Annotated in this window: 19 protein-coding genes; 8 read left to right on the forward strand and 11 right to left on the reverse strand. The window is 58.8% G+C overall.

Going from position 1 to position 20,209, the window contains the following annotated elements:
* Positions 1-250: 250 nt before the first annotated feature.
* Complete coding sequence (locus tag CKW11_RS13445) at positions 251-634, reverse strand: PaaI family thioesterase (protein WP_086793980.1); 384 nt, start codon at positions 632-634, stop codon at positions 251-253.
* Positions 634-2,958 (reverse strand): Tex family protein, encoded by a 2,325-nt coding sequence (locus tag CKW11_RS13450; RefSeq protein ID WP_007964702.1) that lies wholly within the window; start codon positions 2,956-2,958, stop codon positions 634-636. The genes CKW11_RS13445 and CKW11_RS13450 overlap by 1 nt, the downstream gene beginning before the upstream one ends.
* A 358-nt stretch (positions 2,959-3,316) precedes the next feature.
* Between CKW11_RS13450 and ompR the strand changes: the two genes are divergently transcribed.
* Both ompR and CKW11_RS13460 read left to right on the forward strand, forming a co-directional pair.
* Complete coding sequence (ompR, locus tag CKW11_RS13455; RefSeq protein WP_003220637.1) at positions 3,317-4,057, forward strand: two-component system response regulator OmpR; 741 nt, start codon at positions 3,317-3,319, stop codon at positions 4,055-4,057.
* Between the two features lie 114 nt (positions 4,058-4,171).
* Entirely contained in the window at positions 4,172-5,485 is a 1,314-nt protein-coding gene (locus CKW11_RS13460; protein WP_027611205.1) for an ATP-binding protein, read from the forward strand.
* A gap of 130 nt (positions 5,486-5,615) precedes the next feature.
* Here CKW11_RS13460 and rimK read toward each other — a convergent pair whose 3' ends face one another.
* Together rimK and CKW11_RS13470 are read right to left on the reverse strand one after the other, a co-directional pair.
* A complete protein-coding gene (gene rimK / locus CKW11_RS13465) occupies positions 5,616-6,521 on the reverse strand; it encodes a 30S ribosomal protein S6--L-glutamate ligase (protein WP_007952690.1) in 906 nt (301 codons plus the stop codon).
* The gene (locus CKW11_RS13470; protein WP_177408985.1) at positions 6,518-6,979 is read right to left on the reverse strand and encodes an ATP-dependent zinc protease; all 462 of its coding nucleotides are present in this window, start codon (positions 6,977-6,979) and stop codon (positions 6,518-6,520) included. The genes rimK and CKW11_RS13470 overlap by 4 nt, the downstream gene beginning before the upstream one ends.
* A 234-nt stretch (positions 6,980-7,213) precedes the next feature.
* Here CKW11_RS13470 and CKW11_RS13475 point away from each other — a divergent pair, with 234 nt between their 5' ends.
* Complete coding sequence (locus CKW11_RS13475; protein ID WP_095137913.1) at positions 7,214-7,621, forward strand: RNA-binding S4 domain-containing protein; 408 nt, start codon at positions 7,214-7,216, stop codon at positions 7,619-7,621.
* Positions 7,622-7,787: 166 nt separating this feature from the next.
* Here the strand turns inward: CKW11_RS13475 and CKW11_RS13480 are convergent, their stop codons facing one another.
* The gene (locus CKW11_RS13480; protein WP_095137914.1) at positions 7,788-8,591 is read right to left on the reverse strand and encodes a phosphatase PAP2 family protein; all 804 of its coding nucleotides are present in this window, start codon (positions 8,589-8,591) and stop codon (positions 7,788-7,790) included.
* A 105-nt stretch (positions 8,592-8,696) separates the two neighbouring features.
* On the opposite strand from CKW11_RS13480, the gene hslO reads away from it, so the two are divergent.
* Entirely contained in the window at positions 8,697-9,599 is a 903-nt protein-coding gene (gene hslO, locus CKW11_RS13485; protein WP_095137915.1) for an Hsp33 family molecular chaperone HslO, read from the forward strand.
* A gap of 181 nt (positions 9,600-9,780) precedes the next feature.
* A complete protein-coding gene (locus tag CKW11_RS13490; RefSeq protein ID WP_027611209.1) occupies positions 9,781-11,322 on the forward strand; it encodes a phosphoenolpyruvate carboxykinase in 1,542 nt (513 codons plus the stop codon).
* A gap of 55 nt (positions 11,323-11,377) precedes the next feature.
* On the opposite strand, the gene CKW11_RS13495 is transcribed toward CKW11_RS13490, so the two are convergent.
* The 6 genes from CKW11_RS13495 to CKW11_RS13520 form a co-directional block, all read right to left on the reverse strand.
* Entirely contained in the window at positions 11,378-12,643 is a 1,266-nt protein-coding gene (locus tag CKW11_RS13495) for a type II toxin-antitoxin system HipA family toxin (protein ID WP_095137916.1), read from the reverse strand.
* The gene (locus CKW11_RS13500) at positions 12,640-13,131 is read right to left on the reverse strand and encodes a helix-turn-helix domain-containing protein (RefSeq protein ID WP_095137917.1); all 492 of its coding nucleotides are present in this window, start codon (positions 13,129-13,131) and stop codon (positions 12,640-12,642) included. Before CKW11_RS13500 ends, CKW11_RS13495 begins: the two co-directional genes overlap by 4 nt.
* A 178-nt stretch (positions 13,132-13,309) precedes the next feature.
* Positions 13,310-13,471: a YhfG family protein gene (locus tag CKW11_RS13505; RefSeq protein WP_208101599.1), complete on the reverse strand. Its 162-nt coding sequence runs from the start codon at positions 13,469-13,471 to the stop codon at positions 13,310-13,312.
* A gap of 188 nt (positions 13,472-13,659) precedes the next feature.
* Positions 13,660-13,959, reverse strand: coding sequence for a hypothetical protein (locus CKW11_RS13510; protein ID WP_095137918.1), 300 nt, complete (start codon positions 13,957-13,959; stop codon positions 13,660-13,662).
* Between the two features lie 346 nt (positions 13,960-14,305).
* Positions 14,306-15,448 (reverse strand): hypothetical protein, encoded by a 1,143-nt coding sequence (locus CKW11_RS13515; protein WP_095137919.1) that lies wholly within the window; start codon positions 15,446-15,448, stop codon positions 14,306-14,308.
* Between the two features lie 92 nt (positions 15,449-15,540).
* The gene (locus CKW11_RS13520) at positions 15,541-15,816 is read right to left on the reverse strand and encodes a hypothetical protein (RefSeq protein WP_095137920.1); all 276 of its coding nucleotides are present in this window, start codon (positions 15,814-15,816) and stop codon (positions 15,541-15,543) included.
* 302 nt (positions 15,817-16,118) lie between these two features.
* Between CKW11_RS13520 and CKW11_RS13525 the strand changes: the two genes are divergently transcribed.
* The 3 genes from CKW11_RS13525 (at position 16,119) to CKW11_RS13535 (ending at position 20,179) form a co-directional block, all read left to right on the forward strand.
* Positions 16,119-16,622 (forward strand): polysaccharide deacetylase, encoded by a 504-nt coding sequence (locus CKW11_RS13525; RefSeq protein ID WP_095137921.1) that lies wholly within the window; start codon positions 16,119-16,121, stop codon positions 16,620-16,622.
* A gap of 181 nt (positions 16,623-16,803) precedes the next feature.
* Positions 16,804-18,738, forward strand: coding sequence for an ATP-dependent DNA helicase RecQ (locus CKW11_RS13530; RefSeq protein ID WP_095137922.1), 1,935 nt, complete (start codon positions 16,804-16,806; stop codon positions 18,736-18,738).
* A 217-nt stretch (positions 18,739-18,955) separates the two neighbouring features.
* A complete protein-coding gene (locus CKW11_RS13535) occupies positions 18,956-20,179 on the forward strand; it encodes a 3-hydroxyacyl-CoA dehydrogenase (protein WP_095137923.1) in 1,224 nt (407 codons plus the stop codon).
* Positions 20,180-20,209: the final 30 nt, after the last annotated feature.

Raw genomic sequence — 20,209 nt, forward strand, 5'->3', positions numbered from 1 at the left:
GAAACTGGCGTTATCGCCTGGTTTTTCGGGCTCACGAAGCCCCTTTCGAACCGCCGACTTCAATCCCTGAATCTGGCAGATGCACGCGAAGATTATGCGATCCCTGTGGGAGCGGGCTTGCTCGCGAAGAGGGCGTGTCAGTCAACATCAATTTGCCTGACACACCGCCTTCGCGAGCAAGCCCGCTCCCACAGAAAAGCTCGACGCTGCGTTCACAGCGCCGAAATTAACTCAAAATGATGAACAACATCTACAGGACAGCGAACGTGCCTTGCGCTTTTGCGACCAGTTTGTCGCCTTGCATCACGTCGGCCTCGACCACCAGCGTGCGGCGGCCCGGGTGGATCACCCGCGCCGTGCACAGCACCTCGCCGTCGGATACGGCGCGGATGTAGTTGATCTTGCACTCGATGGTCGCGCTCTGCTGATCGAAGCCGTGGGTGCTGGAACAGGCCAGCCCCATGGCGATATCGACCAGACTGAACAGCGCGCCGCCGTGCAATTTGCCGCCGCGATTGCGCAGTTGCGGTTCCAGCACCAGGGCGACTTGCGCCACCCCGGTTTCCAGGCTGTGCAGGCGGCAGCCCAACAGCTTGAAAAACGCGCTCTCGACGAGCCCGGCCGGAATCTCCATCAGCGTTTCTTCAACTGCTTGGCGTTGGCGAACAGCGAAGCCATGGCGTTGTTCACCGGAGCGGCTGTGGCCGTTTCCTTGCGTGGCGCGTTGTTGGACGACTGGCGCGGTGCCGAGCCCGGACGCGAACCACGGGCACCGTCGATCTTCTCGCCCGGGGTGTCGCTCATGCGCATCGACAGACCGACGCGTTTGCGCGGGATATCGACTTCCATGACCTTCACTTTCACCACGTCACCGGCCTTCACTGCTTCGCGTGGGTCCTTGATGAACTTCTCCGACAGCGCAGAGATGTGCACCAGACCGTCCTGATGCACGCCGATGTCGACGAACGCGCCAAACGCGGTCACGTTGGTGACGACGCCTTCGAGGATCATCCCCAGTTGCAGGTCTTTCAGGTCTTCGACGCCTTCCTGGAACTCGGCGGTCTTGAACTCCGGACGCGGGTCGCGACCGGGTTTTTCCAGTTCTTGCAGAATGTCGGTGACGGTCGGCAGACCGAAGGTCTCGTCGGTGAATTTCTTCGGATCCAGACGCTTGAGGAACGCGGCGTCGCCAATCAGCGAGCGAATGTCGCGGTCGGTTTCAGCGGCGATGCGCTGTACCAGCGGATAGGCTTCCGGGTGAACGGCCGAGGAATCGAGCGGGTTGTCGCCATTCATCACGCGCAGGAAGCCTGCGGCCTGTTCGAAGGTTTTCTCGCCCAGACGCGCAACTTTCTTCAGCGCCGCACGGGTCTTGAAGGCGCCGTGCTCGTCACGGTGAGCGACGATGTTCTGCGCCAAGGTCGCGTTGAGGCCGGAGATCCGCGCCAGCAAGGCCACCGAGGCGGTGTTCACATCGACGCCGACGGCGTTCACGCAGTCCTCGACCACCGCATCCAGACCACGCGCCAGTTTCAGTTGTGATACGTCGTGCTGGTACTGGCCGACACCGATGGATTTCGGATCGATCTTCACCAGCTCGGCCAGCGGATCCTGCAAGCGGCGAGCAATCGACACCGCGCCACGGATCGACACGTCCAGATCCGGGAATTCCTTGGCCGCCAGTTCCGATGCCGAGTACACCGATGCGCCGGCCTCGGACACCATGACCTTGGTCATCTTCATCGCTGGGTATTTTTTGATCAGCTCGATCGCCAGTTTGTCGGTTTCGCGGCTGGCAGTACCGTTGCCGATGGCGATCAGGTCAACCGAGTGCTTGGCGCACAGGGCGGCCAGAATCGCGATGGTCTGATCCCACTTGTTGTGCGGCACGTGCGGGTAAACCGTGGCGTGATCGAGCAGTTTGCCGGTGGAGTCGACCACCGCGACCTTGCAGCCGGTACGCAGGCCCGGGTCGAGGCCCAGAGTGGCGCGCGGGCCGGCCGGCGCGGCCAGCAGCAAGTCGTGCAGGTTGTGGGCGAAGACGTTGATCGCCTCGGTTTCGGCGCCGTCACGCAGCTCGCCGAGCAGGTCGGTTTCCAGGTGAGTGTAGAGCTTGACCTTCCAGGTCCAGCGCACCACTTCACCGAGCCATTTGTCGGCCGGGCGGTTCTGGTTCTGGATGCCGAATTGCTGGCCGATCATGCCTTCGCACGGGTGCATGGTGCCCGGCAGTTCGTCGCCGACCTTCAGCGCGGAGCTGAGGATGCCTTCGTTGCGGCCACGGAAAATCGCGAGTGCGCGGTGCGACGGCATGCTTTTCAGCGGTTCGTCGTGTTCGAAGTAGTCGCGGAACTTCGCGCCTTCTTCTTCCTTGCCGGCGATCACGCGGGCGCTGATGGTCGCTTCCTGCTTGAGGAAGTTACGCAGTTTTTCCAGCAGGCTGGCGTCTTCGGCGAAGCGCTCCATCAGGATGTACTTGGCGCCTTCCAGCGCAGCCTTGACGTCGGCTACGCCTTTTTCGGCGTCGACGAAGCGTGCGGCTTCGGTTTCCGGGGTCAGGTTCGGGTCATTGAACAGGCCGTCGGCGAGCTCGCCGAGGCCGGCTTCCAGGGCAATCTGACCCTTGGTGCGGCGCTTCTGCTTGTACGGCAGGTACAAGTCTTCGAGGCGGGTCTTGGTGTCGGCGAGCTTGATATCGCGCTCGAGGGCAGGGGTGAGTTTGCCCTGCTCCTGGATGCTGGCGAGGATACTGATGCGCCGTTCGTCGAGTTCTCGCAGGTAGCGCAGACGCTCTTCCAGATGACGCAACTGGGTGTCATCGAGGCTGCCGGTGACTTCTTTCCGGTAACGGGCGATGAAAGGAACGGTAGAGCCTTCATCGAGTAGCGCGACGGCCGCTTCGACCTGTTGCGGGCGTACGCCGAGTTCCTCGGCGATGCGGCTGTTGATGCTGTCCATAAAACCACCTGACATATTGTGAAAGCAGGCTCGCAGGCACGGAAATAAAGGCCCGGAGTCTGGTTGAGCGGCTAGAAAATTGCCGCTGCCTGGGTCAAAAGGCACCCCATTGACCCGTGAAATCGAATAATTACTGCGCAGGCCCGGAAAATATCGCGGCCACCTGCGGTAACGATTCAGACGTTGCCTGGCACAAAACGCCGCGCATTATAACCAGCGTTCTGTCATTCGGGGGTGTAGCAGTCTGTAGGTAGAAACCCCGGTTTTCTGGCAGTGAAGGAAAAATCTGCTAACAATGCACACGGTGCGTATAACGGCAGCTACGCCATAATGCGCGCCGAGCTAAAAGGAGCATCCAATGAGCAGCACTGCAAACAATGCTGAAGGCGAAAAAATTCTTATTGTTGACGACGATCCGGGGCTGAGCAGCCTGCTGGAACGCTTTTTCGTCAGCAAGGGCTACCGTGCCCGTGCCGTACCGAACACCGAGCAAATGGACCGTCTGCTGTCGCGTGAAGTGTTCAATCTGGTCGTCCTCGACCTGATGCTGCCGGGCGAAGACGGCCTGACCGCATGCCGTCGCCTGCGGGCGGCGAACAATCAGATTCCGATCATCATGCTCACCGCCAAAGGCGATGAGATGAGCCGCATCAAGGGCCTGGAACTGGGCGCCGATGACTACCTGGCCAAGCCGTTCAACCCGGACGAGCTGATGGCGCGGGTCAAAGCCGTTCTGCGTCGTCAGGCCGCACCGGTGCCGGGCGCGCCGGGCAGCGAAGACGAAAACGTCACCTTCGGTGATTACGTGCTGTCGCTGGCCACCCGCGAGCTGAAACGTGGCGAAGAAGTGCACATGCTCACCACCGGTGAGTTTGCGGTACTCAAGGCTTTGGTGATGAACGCTCGTCAGCCGCTGACCCGCGACAAGCTGATGAACCTGGCCCGTGGCCGCGAGTGGGATGCGCTGGAGCGCTCCATCGACGTGCAGATTTCCCGTCTGCGCCGGATGATCGAACCGGATCCGTCGAAACCGCGCTACATCCAGACGGTCTGGGGCGTGGGCTACGTGTTCGTACCGGATGGCGCCGCCACCAAGTGATCGGCGATTTGTAGGAGCGGGTCTGCGCAGATCGGGTTGATCGACCCTCTACGCAGACTCGCAATCCGCAATATGCGAGCATGGCTCGCTCCTGCAAGTGTGTAACGGTTATCGATGAAAACCCCCGTCTGGTTCCCCCAAAGTTTTTTCTCCCGCACCCTTTGGCTGGTGCTCATCGTCGTGCTGTTTTCCAAGGCGCTGACCCTGGTTTATCTGTTGATGAACGAGGACGTGCTGGTGGATCGCCAATACAGCCACGGCGTCGCCCTGACGCTGCGCGCCTATTGGGCGGCCGATGAAGAAAATCGCGCGAAGATCGCCGATGCCGCGACCCTGATCAGGGTGGTCGGTGCCGGTGTACCTGAGGGCGAACAGCATTGGCCCTACAGTGAAATCTATCAGCGGCAGATGCAGGCGGAGCTGGGCGCCGACACCGAAGTGCGCTTGCGCATGCACTCGCCGCCGGCGCTGTGGGTGCGTGCGCCAAGCCTCGGTGACGGCTGGCTGAAAGTGCCGCTGTACCCGCATCCATTGCGCGGCCAGAAAATCTGGAACGTACTCGGCTGGTTCCTCGCCATCGGCTTGCTGTCCACGGCCTCGGCGTGGATTTTCGTCAGCCAGCTCAACCAGCCTTTGAAGCGTCTGGTGTACGCCGCCCGACAACTTGGTCAGGGCCGCAGCGTGCGTCTGCCGATCAGCGACACACCGAGCGAGATGACCGAGGTGTATCGCGCCTTCAACCAGATGGCCGAAGACGTCGAACAGGCCGGTCGCGAGCGTGAGCTGATGCTGGCGGGGGTGTCCCATGACTTGCGCACACCGTTGACCCGCTTGCGTCTGTCGCTGGAACTGATGGGCGATCGCAACGATTTGACCGACGACATGGTGCGCGACATCGAAGACATGGACGCGATTCTCGATCAGTTCCTCGCGTTCATTCGCGACGGTCGTGACGAGTCGGTGGAGGAAGTCGATCTGAGCGATCTGGTGCGTGAAGTGGCCGCGCCGTACAACCAGAGCGAAGAGAAAGTGCGTCTGCGTCTGGAACCGATCCAGCCGTTTCCGCTGCGCCGGGTGTCGATGAAACGCCTGCTGAACAACCTGATCGGCAACGCCCTGAATCATGCCGGCAGCGGCGTCGAGGTCGCGGCTTATGTGTCCGGCGATACCAGCGCGCCGTACGTGGTGCTAAGCGTGATGGACCGTGGCGCGGGGATCGATCCGTCGGAGCTTGAGGCGATCTTCAACCCGTTCACCCGTGGCGATCGTGCCCGGGGCGGGAAAGGTACCGGGCTGGGGTTGGCGATCGTGAAGCGGATTGCTTCGATGCATGGCGGCAATGTCGAGCTGCGCAACCGCTCCGGGGGTGGACTGGAAGCGCGCGTTCGATTGCCGTTGGGGCTGATGTTGCCGCGGGATGCCGTCTGACAGTCGGGATATTCAGCGGGGCTGATGGCCCCTTCGCGAGCAAGCCCGCTCCCACAGGGGAACGCATTCCAAAATGTGGGAGCGGGCTTGCTCGCGAAGGCGGCCTGTCAGCCGCCACATTTCCAACGGATCAACCTTTGCCTTTGGTCCGGGTCATGTTCGGCCCGCCATTCTTCTCAAGGTGTTCGATGATGATCCCCGCTACGTTCTTGCCGGTGGTGGTCTCGATCCCTTCCAGGCCCGGCGACGAGTTCACTTCCATCACCAGCGGCCCGTGATTGGAACGCAGGATATCTACACCCGCTACTGACAGGCCCATGACCTTGGCCGCACGCAAGGCGGTCATGCGTTCTTCCGGGGTGATCTTGATCAGGCTGGCGCTGCCGCCTCGGTGCAGGTTGGAGCGGAATTCCCCAGGTTTGGCCTGACGCTTCATCGCTGCGATGACCTTGTCGCCGACTACGAAGCAGCGGATGTCGGCACCGCCGGCCTCCTTGATGTATTCCTGGACCATGATGTTCTGCTTCAGGCCCATGAATGCCTCGATCACCGACTCGGCTGCGGTCGCGGTTTCGCACAGCACTACGCCGATACCCTGGGTGCCTTCCAGCACCTTGATCACCAGCGGCGCGCCGTTGACCATGTCGATCAGGTCGGGAATGTCATCCGGCGAGTGAGCGAAGCCGGTGACCGGCAGGCCGATGCCACGACGCGACAGCAATTGCAACGAACGCAGTTTGTCTCGCGAGCGGGCGATGGCCACCGATTCGTTGAGCGGAAACACCCCCATCATTTCGAACTGGCGCAACACCGCGCAGCCATAGAACGTCACCGACGCACCGATCCGTGGAATCACCGCGTCGAAGCCTTCCAGCGGCTTGCCGCGATAGTGGATCTGCGGCTTGTGGCTGGCGATGTTCATGTAGGCGCGCAAGGTGTCGATCACGACCATTTCATGCCCGCGCTCGGTGCCGGCCTCGACCAGACGACGGGTGGAATACAGACGCGGATTCCGCGACAGCACAGCGATCTTCATGCAACACCTGTGGAGGAGGTAGATACCGGGAACACCGGCTTGTCTTGTACATATTTGATGCCCGGATTGACCACCAGCTGGCCATCGATCAGGGCTTTGGAGCCGAGCAACAGGCGATAGCGCATGGACTTGCGACAGGCGAGGGTGAACTCGACTGCCCAGACCCGATCACCGAGGGCCAGGGTGGTGCTGATCACATAACGCACCTGCGCCTGGCCGTTGGAGCTTTTGATGGTTTTGCGCGTCACCAGCGGTGCTTCGCAGCGCCGGTGACGCAACTGCACCACCGTGCCCAGGTGCGCGGTGAAACGCACCCACTTCTGGCCGTCGCGTTCGAACGGCTCGATGTCGGTGGCATGCAGGCTGGAGGTGCTGGCGCCGGTGTCGATTTTCGCCCGCAGGCCGGCGACTCCCAGATCAGGGAGCGCCACCCACTCGCGCAGACCAACAACGGTCAAATGGTCAAATGTCTTCAAAGGTACTCAACCGGCAGAAACCGCTCGGGCCGCGTACGGCCGAATTCGCGGTATTCACGCAGAATAAGGGTTAAAAGGCGACAGATATCTACGGCCCGGATCGCCGACCCCTCAAGCAGGTGTCGGCTGGTGTGCATTGTAATCCGGGACGGGGTCATTCATGGCACGACAGAAACGGTAGTACAGTTCATCAATATTTCAGAATGAGGAAATTCCATGGCACAAAAAAGCGAAGAGGACGACAAGGTCCGTCTCGATAAATGGTTGTGGGCGGCGCGTTTTTACAAAACCCGGGCCTTGGCCAAAGCCGCGATCGAGAGTGGCAAGGTGCATTGCCGAGGCGACCGCTGCAAGCCTGGCAAAGAGCCACGCATTGGTGATGAGTTCGAAATTCGTACCGGCTTTGAAGAACGCACGGTGAGGGTCGAGGCCTTGTCGATCGTGCGTCGCGGCGCGCCCGAAGCGCAGACGCTGTATACCGAGACCGAGGCGAGTATTGCCAAACGTGAAGCGGCAGCGGCGATGCGCAAGGCCGGAGCGTTAGGCGTGAGCACTGATGGCAAGCCGAGCAAGAAGCAGCGGCGGGATCTGTTTAAATTTCGTGGGAACAGCACCAGCGATTGACCGGCACGGCACACCATTGTGGCGAGGGAGCTTGCTCCCGCTGGAGTCCGAAGGACTCCCTATCCAGTCGATCATGTATTTCAAAGTACAACCGAGTCGACTGGTTCAGTGACTGCTACGCAGCCAAGCGGGAGCAAGCTCCCTCGCCACAGGTTTGCGCAAAGTGTCAGTTTGCGGCAGACACCACACTCATCCGCGAAACCAGCGGCAGCTTGCCCAGCAAAGCGAAAATCGGCGCAGTCACCTTCAGCCAGAAGTTGGCGGCGTGATAGGCAAACGGCGTGTAGTAACCCCAGCCCAACGCCCACACCGCCAGCAGCATGCCGCCGATGTAATCGTCCTGACCCCAATGCGCGCCGGCCACCAGACGTGGCAGCATGAACAGCAACGCCAGGCCCCAGACCGTCAGGAACTGGCCGACTGTGCGGCTGAATACACCCATGAACAGCGCCCAGATCAGCAGCACCGATGCGTGATCACCGGGGAAGCTCTGGCTCGAGCGATCCTTCAGCTCCCAGGCTTTTTCCAGATGCGGGAAGTAGTCACTCAGGTGCACCGCGCCTTCCAGCACCATCGATGGACTGCTGTGCTGCCAGTCCATGTAGTCGGCGAATTTGGAAAACAGCGCGCGGATCACCACCATCAGCAGCAGAATCGAGAAAAAACCGAAAAAGGCGCGACGCACGTCAATCGCCTTGAACACCCAGTCGCCCTTGATCAGCAGCGTCAGCAGGATCAGTCCGACGACAATGTCAAACGGCCGCAGACTTGCAATTGTCCAGATGTGGAGCCATATGGAGTTGCTGGCCAGAGGTGCATTGAGCGAGCGGAACAGCCACTCGTCGAAAATCACACACAGCGAGTTGCCCGTAGGCCATAACCAGAAAGCCAGTAGCGCCAGTGGCACTACGTTGCACAGAACCAGCCGGCCGAGGTTCCACCTTGATTGGAACAAACCCGGATTGTTCATAAAATGCCTCCCATGGCAGAGCAGTCGGCACCAAAAAGAGTGCCAAGAAGCGCAAATTTTCACGTCTTGTAACCATTTTGTCACCACATTCAGATACCCAAAATTATGACCGACCTAGCGGATACCGATTTCACTCAACGTTTCATCTTCGATGACAGCGACACGCGCGGCGAACTGGTTGCGCTTGAACGCAGCTACGCCGAAGTCCTCGCCAAGCACCCGTACCCGGAACCGGTCGCGCAATTGCTGGGCGAATTGATGGCGGCCGCCTCGTTGCTGGTAGGCACGCTGAAATTCGATGGCTTGCTGATTTTGCAGGCGCGCTCGGAAGGGCCGATTCCGCTGCTGATGATCGAATGCTCCAGCGAGCGCGAGATCCGTGGCCTGGCGCGTTACAACGCCGAGCAGATCGCTGCCGATGCCACTCTCGCCGACCTGATGCCGGGCGGTGACCTGACCCTGACCGTCGACCCGACTGTCGGCCAGCGTTACCAGGGCATCGTCGATCTCGACGGCGAAACCCTGTCTGAGTGTTTCACCAACTATTTCGTCATGTCGCAACAGGTCGGCACGCGGTTCAAGCTGTTCGCCGACGGCCGTCGTGCCCGTGGCATGCTGCTGCAGCAACTGCCGGCCGACCGTCTGAAAGACGAAGAAGACCGTGCTGCCAGCTGGCAGCACATCACCGCTCTGGCCAGCACCCTGACCGCCGATGAATTGCTCAGCCTGGACAACGAAACCGTCCTGCATCGCCTCTACCACGAAGAGCAGGTGCGCCTGTTCGATGTGCAGAACCTGCGCTTCCGTTGCAGCTGCTCGCGGGAACGCTCAGGCAATGCGCTGGTCAGTCTGGGTCTGGAAGATGCGCAGGCACTGGTGGCCGAGCGCGGTGGTGAAGTCGAGATCGATTGCCAGTTCTGCAACCAGCGTTACCTGTTCGATGCGGCCGATATTGCTCAATTGTTCGCTGGCGCAGGCGTCGACACGCCGTCAGATACCCGGCACTAAAACGGTTCAGCGCAGGTAAATTCACTGCGTAACGACGGAATTTCGCCGTTACGACGGGAGGACCCTACTCTTTTTGGGCTTTTCTGGCATAATCCGGCCCACTTTTTTCGCGGTAGTAGTGCACGACTTTCTACTACAAAACGTTTGGAGCACACTCGGCCACTGGCCGACGGGGAACCTCATGACGCAAGCCAATAACGCCGTGTACACCGATCTGAGTGTTGATGATCTGGTAAAAGAAGCCCTGCAACGCGGTGAGGGCGAGCTTGCCGATACCGGCGCTCTGGTCGTTCGCACCGGTCATCGCACCGGTCGTTCGCCAGTCGATCGTTTCATCGTTGAAGAGCCTTCCACCCAGGCCGCTATCGCCTGGGGCCCGATCAACCGCAAGTTCCCGGCCGACAAGTTCGACGCGCTGTGGGCTCGTGTCGAGGCGTTCAACAACGCGCAAGAGCACTTTGTTTCCCACGTGCATGTAGGTGCGGCTGAAGATCACTACCTGGCCGTGAAAATGACCACCCAGACGGCCTGGCAGAACCTGTTCGGTCGTTGCCTGTTCATCAACCCGGCCCAGTACAACCCGGCCGGTCGTGACGAGTGGCAAGTGCTCAACGTGGCCAACTTCGAGTGCGTGCCTGAGCGTGACGGCACCAACTCCGACGGTTGCGTGATCATCAACTTCGCGCAGAAGAAAGTGCTGATTGCCGGCATGCGTTATGCCGGTGAAATGAAAAAAGCCATGTTCTCCGTGCAGAACTTCCTGCTGCCGGCCGCTGACGTGCTGCCAATGCACTGCGCTGCCAACATCGGCGAAGAAGGCGACGTGACCCTGTTCTTCGGTCTGTCGGGTACCGGTAAAACCACCCTGTCGGCTGACGAAAGCCGTTACCTGATCGGTGACGACGAACACGGCTGGGGCGAAGGCGTGGTGTTCAACATCGAAGGCGGTTGCTATGCCAAGTGCATCGACCTGTCCGAGAAGAACGAGCCGGTCATCTGGAAAGCCATCAAGCACGGCGCTGTGCTGGAAAACGTGGTCATCGACGACGCCAAGCACGCCGACTACGCCGATGTCAGCCTGACCCAGAACAGCCGCGCGGCCTACCCGCTGGAGCACGTTGCCAAGCGTTCCGAGAAGAACCTGGGCGGCGAGCCAAACGCTGTGATCTTCCTGACCTGCGACCTGACCGGCGTACTGCCGCCAGTGTCGATCCTCAACGAAGAGCAAGCGGCCTACCACTTCCTGTCTGGCTACACCGCGCTGGTGGGCTCGACTGAAATGGGTTCGGGCAGCGGCATCAAGTCGACCTTCTCCACCTGCTTTGGCGCACCGTTCTTCCCGCGTCCGGCTGGCGAGTACGCAGAACTGCTGATCAAGCGCATCCGCGGCTTCGGCTCCAAGGTCTACCTGGTCAACACCGGCTGGACCGGCGGCGGCTACGGCGTCGGCAAACGCTTCAACATCCCGACCACCCGTGCGGTGATCGCAGCGATCCAGAGCGGCGCGCTGATCGGTGCAGCCACCGAACACCTGGACACCATCAACCTCGACGTGCCACTGGCCGTACCGGGCGTTGAAACCAACCTGCTCAACCCACGCAACACCTGGGCTGACAAGGCTGCGTACGACGAAGCTGCCAAGGCGCTGGCCGGTCTGTTTATCGAGAACTTCAAGAAGTTCGAAGTGAGCGACGCGATCAAGGCTGCGGGTCCCAAGTTGTAAGATTGGTTCGTTGTGAACAAAAAAGCCGCCTCCAGGGGCGGCTTTTTTGTGGGCATTAAAGGGCACTAAACGCTGTTGCCATAAGGTCCTGTTCACGCTTGGATAGTCCCAATACACGTGCTACTTCCGGCCAGTTGCTGATCTCGGATTTAAAGTGCTCAATTATTTCTTCTGCATGTATCGAGCTCACTCGAAAATACCCCGCCACTTCCCTCGCCAGCTCCAGATCCAACGCGTTGTCAGCATCAGTGATGTTCAGCTTCAACCCATCTGCATGCGCTACGGGGTTCATGTCATACGCTGCCGACATGCGCCATCCCCGACCGGGATCCAGAATAAATCCGTGATTACGCAGGTGGTCGTCGGTGTTGGATACCAGGATGTTGAAGACGATTCTCGACCATAACTCGCGAAGGTCTGCATTGGGCTCCGAACCGTGTTCCATGAGCACTTCCGCCAACTCAAGGTAGCTGGCGCCTGTTGAAGCGTCGTCGCCGTCGGTGCGGTTGGTCAGGGTCATGGCTGAGGCGAAGTGGTGGCGCCCACCGCGTTCAGTTCGGTCGAAGCGTTTGACCAGAAAACAGTGGTGGTCGCTCGCGTAACGTCGTGCCATGCCGGTTGCGACACGTAGCCCGCAGTTGACCGCCAAGGCGTTCACCAGCATTTCCCAGCCACCTACATCGTAGTCGTCTCGCGTACTGGGAAACTTGGCGATCCACAGTTGGCCATGCTCGTCGACCACACTGGCTTTTGGTCTGGCGCCGCCCAGTGAGCCGCCTGGCGCGATGAGCATTCTTAGCCATTCGCGGCCATCGAGTGCGGTGTTGTCCGTGTCGTTTTCCAAGGCCAGACTCGCCTGTTCCAGCGTACGCAATTCAACAAAGGGTGGGGCAGCAACGCCATCGCGATCGTCGAGAAAATTACCCTCGTCGTTGAGCTTGTAGCGGATGGCGCCGACGCGGAACTGGTCATGCACGCCAAGGAGATAGTCAGACTCGAATAGCTTGCTGCCCTTGGGAATCAAACCGTCCCGGATATCCCTCTCCAGGCGCCGCTTCATTAGCAGTTGGCCCCAACGATCAGGGCTTGAGTCAGCGAAGACGCCAAAACGAGTCTGATGTTGACCAGGAAACTGACGTCCTTGAAAAAGTCCGATTCGTGGGTCCAGCTGTGTGAAGCTTAACTCGGGGTCGGCCAGCGCTACGGGATCGTATTCAAACTCGAATACGTTGGTATTGCGTGTCTTACGGGCATGCAGGAAGCCGAGACGCCTGGCGCCGTTCAACGATTCCCAATCTGCATAAACAGCGATCAGCGTCATTTTTCACCTGTCGTGAAGCGTGGCTTTTTCTTCTTCAACAGATTGGAGAGAGTGTGCGTGTTGATTGGAAAATCGTCCGGAAGTTTTGTTGTAGTAGCGGCATCGATGACGCTTGAAGTCTCGCTGTGATCGGATGCAGCTTTTTTTAACGCGCTGACTCCGCGTACTCGCTGTGGCTTTTTGATTGGGGATCTTGATGCAGGCATTAACTGAGCATCCTGTAGCTGTCGGCCCATTTCATCGGTCGCGGCAAGCTGACTCAAATCCTTTTCCAGGCCCAGCACCTGCATGACCGACAGATAAGCGCCGATGGTTACTCCTGATTCGCCTGACTCCAGATTGCGCAAGGTGGTCAGCGACATGCCTGACCGTTCAGCGACCTGCTTTGCCGTCAGCTTGCGGCGCAGACGAGCCAGCTTCAGCCGTTCGCCAAATTCGGACAGCAGCCGAGCGGAGGCGGGCAGAAGTGGCGCTGTTTTCTTGGCCATGTGGCAGTATTCCTTCTTTTTTTTTTCTTAACTGCCAGAATAATAGCACTTAAGTAGAAGGTTGCCTCTTGGCGTGGGGTCGGCAATAACGGCTCCTGTTAACTGCCATTATTCAAGATTTTTCTCATGTAAACAGCCAGAATAATACCACTTAAGCGCCGCAGATCACTCTCTGGGGTCAGCTAGTGTTGTGACGGTATCGATCAAGGATTTGCTGCCGATCAGGCAATGATTCAGCCGCATTGGCAGGCACCGTTTCAAAGCCTTCAATGCGTAAACTGGCGAGATAATTCGAGCGGCATACCTTTTCGTAACAGGCTTGTTTCTGCTGAAAAGTCAGCGTGTTCTTTTCAGATATTTTCGGAGCAAGGGGCGAGTTGCAGCGCTGCGCGCGGAAGATCTCGTCCATTTCCTGAACGCTTTCCATCAGTGCATCAAAAAACTCGCTCATGGTTGCTCCAATGTTTGATCACGTTTTTATTGATCGCTCTCAGGTGAGGCGGCAGAGCGATCCGAACATTGTCAGTCTCAGGCCGGTGCTTTCCAGCCGAGCATCTGCTGCTGCGCGACCTGCAGCAGGTCACAGCCATCCTGCGTCAGCAGATACAGGGCGTGGGTTATGTGGGGAATGTCTTCGACGTCGGCTTGTTTGAAACTGAGGCAGTAGAGGGTTTTCAGCAGATCGCTGGAGGCGCGCAGGCGCTGGACGGCGCATTCGAGGATGTCTTGCGGGTCGGCCTCTGTATCGATTATCAGGGGCTTGGTGTCGGTGAGGTTGGATTCGAGTGAGTAGTAGCGTTCAGCGGCTAATTGATTCCATGGTTTCATTTGGTTGATCCTCAAATGCTTCAAGTGAAGCCACCACATCGTGACCAAGCGACAGGAGGCGACTGTGTTCGGGTTGGTCAACCGGTGAGGATCGTGCACAGACCCGGCACACCCGAAGGTGTCCCAAACACAGCCACCATAAACTGCAGGCAATTGAGTGCCGGCAGCATACAGCGGACGCGTATGCACGATCCATTCAGGTGACCAAGCCCGAGCCGCTGATTTGCCAGCGACAGCCACGACTATAGATTTGTGCCCTCAAGCCGCGATAGGCGACAAAGAGTCGTGGCGTGTAGGAACGGGATGAAGATTTCATCGGATGTTCCTACCTTTCTTTCATCATTTTTCAACGCAAATGCTGATACGCGGAAATATCCAGCAAGCTGGTTGCCAGGCCGGTCGCCGGCTTGTAGATCTCGCCTTTCACGCTGCTGAACGGCACACCTTTACTGCCCAGCGAAACGTAGCGTTCGCCTTGGTCCAGTTCGGTGAAATAGGTGTAGGAATATTTGTGCATCAGTTTGTATTTGGCTTCATCGCGTACGATGCCGTTGGTGAGGTTTTCCAGGTCGGCCTGAGTCAGATCCAGGTTTTTTTGCAGTTGCACGCCCCAGCGTTTGAGGCAGGTTTCGGCGAGGTGGCGCACGATGTGTCCGGGCTCGAACAGCACTTTCAGATCGCTGGCATCGGTCGGGACGCCGCCGCTGCTGGTGGCATTGCCAGCCATGGTGGCGTGGCGCCCAGCCATCGGATAGATGCAGGTTTTAGTGCCGGTAGCGGTCTGTGGGATGACGCAGCTGAAACCTTTGGAGCGTTCGTCGCGAGCATAGAAGGCTACATACTCTTTGACGTTGGCCGCGAGTTTGACGCGCTCTTCCTGAAAGTTACCAATACCCGGCACGGGGTCGAGCGCGAAGATATTGACCGGAATGTTTTTCAGCAGGCTGTCCTTGAACATTGCATTGGCCAGCATATGGCAACTGATGCCGCCACGGCTCCAACCCACCAGATTGACTTGCGTGGGAATAATACCGTCCTTGCGAAAAGTCTTGATGATTTGTTCCTGTAATTTTTGCTGGGTAATGCTGCGATCACCGTAATTATATTTGCGCCAGAACCAGGATCCTTCGACTTTTACATCTTCGATCGGAATGCCGGCGGCTTTAAGGCGATTGTATTCGGCTTCAGTCAGTTGTTCGCGCTGCCAGTCACACTTGCCCTTGATGATATTGAGCGCGTGCAACACGTTTTCTTCCCAGCCTTTGCCGAACAGAGTTCCGCTCAAGCCGTATTCCTTGGTCCTGGTGAATAGATCGTCGGCCTGCAAGTTGCCGCTCCCGGGGCCATCCACCACGATCCACTCGGCAAACTCGTGCCCCAAATGATTGGAAGCCAGGGTGGAAATCAGTTCGCCGTTCCAGAAGTTTTCGTGGGTGGTATCAAACTTGTTGGAGCCTGTGCCGCAGAAAAATATGGTTAAAACAGTCATTGTGTTGCTCTCGGTGAAAGTAAGAGTCAACAAATTAGGTCTTTTTTGGTTGTTTATTAAAGCATTCGGTTGTTTCTGGATTTTAGTTGTTTTCAGTGTGGGTCTGATTGTTGGGGTTTATGTTTTGCTACTTCGAGCAAATCACAACCGTCCTGCACTAATAAATAAAGAGCATTAACGATGTTAGGTATATCTTTCACGTCGGCCTGTTTGAAACATAAACAGTAAAGGGTTTCCAGCAGATCGCTGGCGGCACGCAGTCGCTGGTCAGCGGCATCAAGCAGATCGCGATGACTGGAGTGAGTATCGATGACCAATACGGGATTTTCGTTGTAGCAAGTCTTCAAGGGGCGATAGCGGGTAATCATGGTGAGGCTTGTCCTTTACAAAGGCACTCGGGCGGGGCTGATTCAGTGGTCAGTCGCGCCGGCCACTATAGAAGTGGGTGGCGAGCACTCACAAGAGCGCCGCAATGGACGCCGTTCGTAGGGGATTTTCCGAGGGCCGGGCATATGCCCTACAAGGTTTTGCGGTTTTTTCGGGGTGAAACCCCTAGCGCAGAAATTTCCCACAGGATTCACAGGCGTTTCTTGGCAGATCTATGTATGGTGCGCGCCAGAATCTGTAGGACGTTTGCAAACGTCCGATACGCGCTTAAAGGGAATTGAGTATGCAATGGCTACGTATGGCCTCGATTTCAGTGCTGTTGGCCAGTGGTTGGCGTTTGGCCATGGCATCAGATGCCGACAACCGCTGGATGTTTGCTGGTCCTGAGCGCACCGGCTGGCCCGATGCGCTTTCCAGCCAGACCAGCATCGATACCGCCTCGCGCGCCGAGGTGTTGATGTTCGGCAAAGTCCTGCTCGCCAGTGAAACGCTGGACGAGGTGGGGCTTGAGCAGCGACTGGGTGTGCCGCATGTGCAGCTCAAGTCGATCAGGCAGGTGCGTGACGGTCTGTGGGATCGCTTGCTGAGCACCTATCGCAACGCCAGTCAGGACTGTGACGGGCAACCGTTCTGTCCTCGCGTGCGCAGTGTCGCGCAGCTGCGTCAATTGGCGGCGGCCTTTACCGGTGACATCACTCCGGCCCATGCGTTGTGGGCGAGCAAGAGCCTGGGTGTGCATGAGCAGGTGTTGAATGAGCACCTGCGAGTGGCAATTTTGCAACCCTGAACCGGTAAGTTTGTATTGCTGTTGCGGGCCTCTTCGCGAGCAGGCTCGCTCCTACAGTGGGCCGAGTTGTCTGCGCCAATGGCTGTATCATCCCGTATCGAATTGACCCCGGCCTTTTCTCGACTCGCTGCGATCGCCCGCTAGGCTGTTGGCATCACAGCGGTCAACGGAGTGACAGCGCATGCACAACACCCTGGAACAGGTTTTCGGTTATCCACAGTTTCGACCCGGACAGGAAGCGGCGATCAGCGCCGTGCTGGCGGGGCGCTCGGCGGCGGCGATTTTTCCCACCGGTTCCGGCAAGTCGCTTTGCTACCAGGTTTCGGCACTATTGCTGCCGCATCTGACCCTGGTGGTCTCGCCGCTATTGGCGTTGATGCAGGATCAACTGGCGTTCCTCAAACGCCATGGCATCAGCGCCGGCAGTATCGATTCGGCGCAAAGCCGCGATGACGCCAATGACGTGATGGCCCGCGCCCGTTCGGGTGAATTGAAGATTCTGATGATCTCGGTGGAGCGCCTGAAGAACGAGCGTTTCCGCAACTTTTTGCAGCAGGTGCCGATCTCGCTGCTGGTGGTCGACGAGGCGCACTGCATCTCGGAGTGGGGGCACAACTTCCGCCCCGACTACCTGAAGCTGCCGGACTACCAGCGTCAGTTCAACATCCCGCAAACCCTACTGCTGACGGCCACGGCCACACCGAAAGTGATTGCCGACATGCAGGCCAAATTCGCCATCGCCGAAGCGGATGTGGTGACCACCGGTTTCTATCGGCCGAACCTCAATCTGCTGGTCGAGCCGGTACGCGGGCAGGACAAGCGCCGGCGGCTGGTGGAGTGGATGAGCGAGCGTGCGGGGCAACCGAGCATCGTCTACGTCACCCTGCAGAAAACCGCCGAACACATTGCCGAGCATCTGGGACGTAACGGGATACAGGCCGAGGCCTATCACGCCGGTTTACCCAACGATCAGCGCGAGGCGATACAGAAGCGCTTCATGGCCGGGCAGTCCAATTGCATTGTCGCGACTATTGCCTTCGGCATGGGCATCGACAAGAGCGACATCCGCAACGTGGTGCATTTCGACCTGCCCAAATCCATCGAAAACTACAGTCAGGAAATCGGTCGCGCCGGACGCGATGGACAGCCTTCGGATTGCCTGGTGCTGGCCAACCGCGACAGCCTCAACGTGCTGGAAAACTTCGTCTACGGCGATACCCCGGAGCGCGAGGGGATTCGTTGTGTGCTGGAGGAAATGCAGGCTGCCGCGCCCGAAGGGCAGTGGGAGTTTCTGCTCGGACCGCTGGCCGATCAGAGCAATATTCGCTCGCTGCCACTCAAGACGCTGCTGGTGCAGCTGGAGCTGCGGGGCCTGATTGCGCCGCGCTATGCCTATTACGCCGAGTACCGCTTCAAGTACCTGCTGGAACCCGACGCGTTGCTTGAGCGTTTCGAGGGTGAGCGCAGGGAGTTTGTCGCGGCCATCATCCACACCTCCAGTCGCGCACGCACCTGGGCCACGGTGAATTTCGAGGCGATGTACACGCAATATTCAGCTGAGCGCAATCGGGTGGTGACGGCGCTGGATTACTTCCAGGAAAAGGGCTGGGTCGAGCTTGAGAGCAAGCAGATGACCGAGGTCTACAACGTGCTGCACAGCGATTTCGACAGCGCTGTGTTGAGCGCCGAGTTGCACCAGTACTTCACCCGGCACGAGCAGGCTGAAATCGCGCGGATCCACGCAATGCTTGAGCTGTTCGCCACTGAGCGCTGCCTGGGTTATCGCCTGGCTGAATACTTCGGCGACCACAATGCGCCCGAGCACTGCGGACACTGTTCGGTGTGCCACGGTAATGTCGCGCGGCTGCCGGCACCTCCCGAGTTGCCAGCGCTTGTGGATAAAAGTTTCTCGGCGCTGTGCGGTGATTTTATCCACAGGCACGAACAGCACACCGGCAGCATGCCGACGGCGGAGCGCCTGACGCGTTTTCTGTGCGGGATCAGTGTGCCGCTGTTTACCAAGCTGAAGGCGCGGACGATCTCGGGGTATGCGGCGCTGGAGGAGTATCCGTACGCGCAAGTCCGCAGTTGGGCTGACAATCATCTGCTCGAGTAAATACAAATCCTGTGGGAGCGGGCTTGCTCGTGAAGGCGTCATGACAGTTGAAATTCCCATGCATGACACTCCGTTTTCGCGCTCCCACAGGGAATTGTGGCGCCATGGCGCATTGTATCCATGCGCTGAATGTCGCTCATCACGGTAATAAACTTCAAAAATGCCCGGTGCCTGACTATGGTGAAGGCTGTCTTCGGATCGCCAACAAGAGAACAACATGAGCCAGACATCCTTCGATATTCAGCAAGCTGCCGTGATCGGCGCGGGTACCATGGGCCGCGGTATTGTCATGTGCCTGGCCAATGCCGGCATCGCCGTGCAATGGGTCGATAACAACACACAGATGCTTGAACAGGCGCTGGACGCAGTGGCGCAGACTTATGCACACAACGTGCGCCAGGGCCGGCTCGATCAGGTCGAAGCGGATGCACGTCTTGCCCGGATCAGCGCGGCGGCGGATTACCCGGCGATCCGTAATGTCGATCTGGTGATCGAAGCGGTGTACGAAAACCTCGCGCTCAAGCAAAAGATCTTTCGCGAGCTGGATGGCCTGCTCAAGCCTGAGGCGTTGTTGGCGAGCAACACCTCGGCACTGGATATCGACGCGATTGCCGCTGCAACCAGACGCCCATCGCAAGTGCTCGGTCTGCATTTCTTCAGCCCGGCGCATATCATGAAACTGCTGGAAATCGTCCGCGGAGCACAGACTTCACCGGCGACGCTGGAAGCGGCGCTGGCGCTGGGCAAACGCATGGGCAAGGTCAGTGTGGTGTCGGGCAACTGCCACGGTTTTATCGGCAATCGCATGTTGCATCCGTATGTGCTTGAGGCGCGCAAGATGCTGCTCGAAGGCGCTTATCCACAGCAGGTCGATGCAGCGTTGCAGGGTTTCGGTTTTGCCATGGGGCCGTTTCGCATGTACGACGTGGTCGGCATCGATCTGGAGTGGCGCGCGCGCGAATTGGCCGGCGAGGGCCAGGATGCGCCAGAGGTTCAGGTCGACAACCGTTTATGCGAACTGGGGCGTTTCGGGCAGAAGTCCGGCAACGGTTACTACCACTACGAGCCGGGCAGTCGTCAGGCCGAGCATGATCCCGAGGTCGATGCGCTGATATTGAGCGTTAGCGAAGGCCTCGGCTTTCAGCGCCGCGAGATTGGGTCCGAGGAAATCCTCGAGCGCTGCCTTCTGGCGCTGGTCAACGAGGGCGCGAAAATTCTGCAGGAAGGCATTGCCGAATCGGCGCATGACATCGATCAGGTGTACATCAATGGCTACGGCTTCCCGGCGGACAGAGGCGGCCCGATGGCCTGGGCGGACGATCAGGGACTGGCGGACATTCACAAGCGCTTGCTGGCGCTGGAGACGCGACAGGGCGATCAATGGCGGCCGGCGCCACTGATTGGCGAGCTGGCGGCGCGAGGCAAAGGTTTTTACCTTTAGACTGGACAGATAACTCAAGGAGTCGATACC

The organism is Pseudomonas sp. Irchel s3a10, assembly GCF_900187525.1.
Classification (GTDB): Bacteria; Pseudomonadota; Gammaproteobacteria; order Pseudomonadales; family Pseudomonadaceae; genus Aquipseudomonas; species Aquipseudomonas koreensis_G.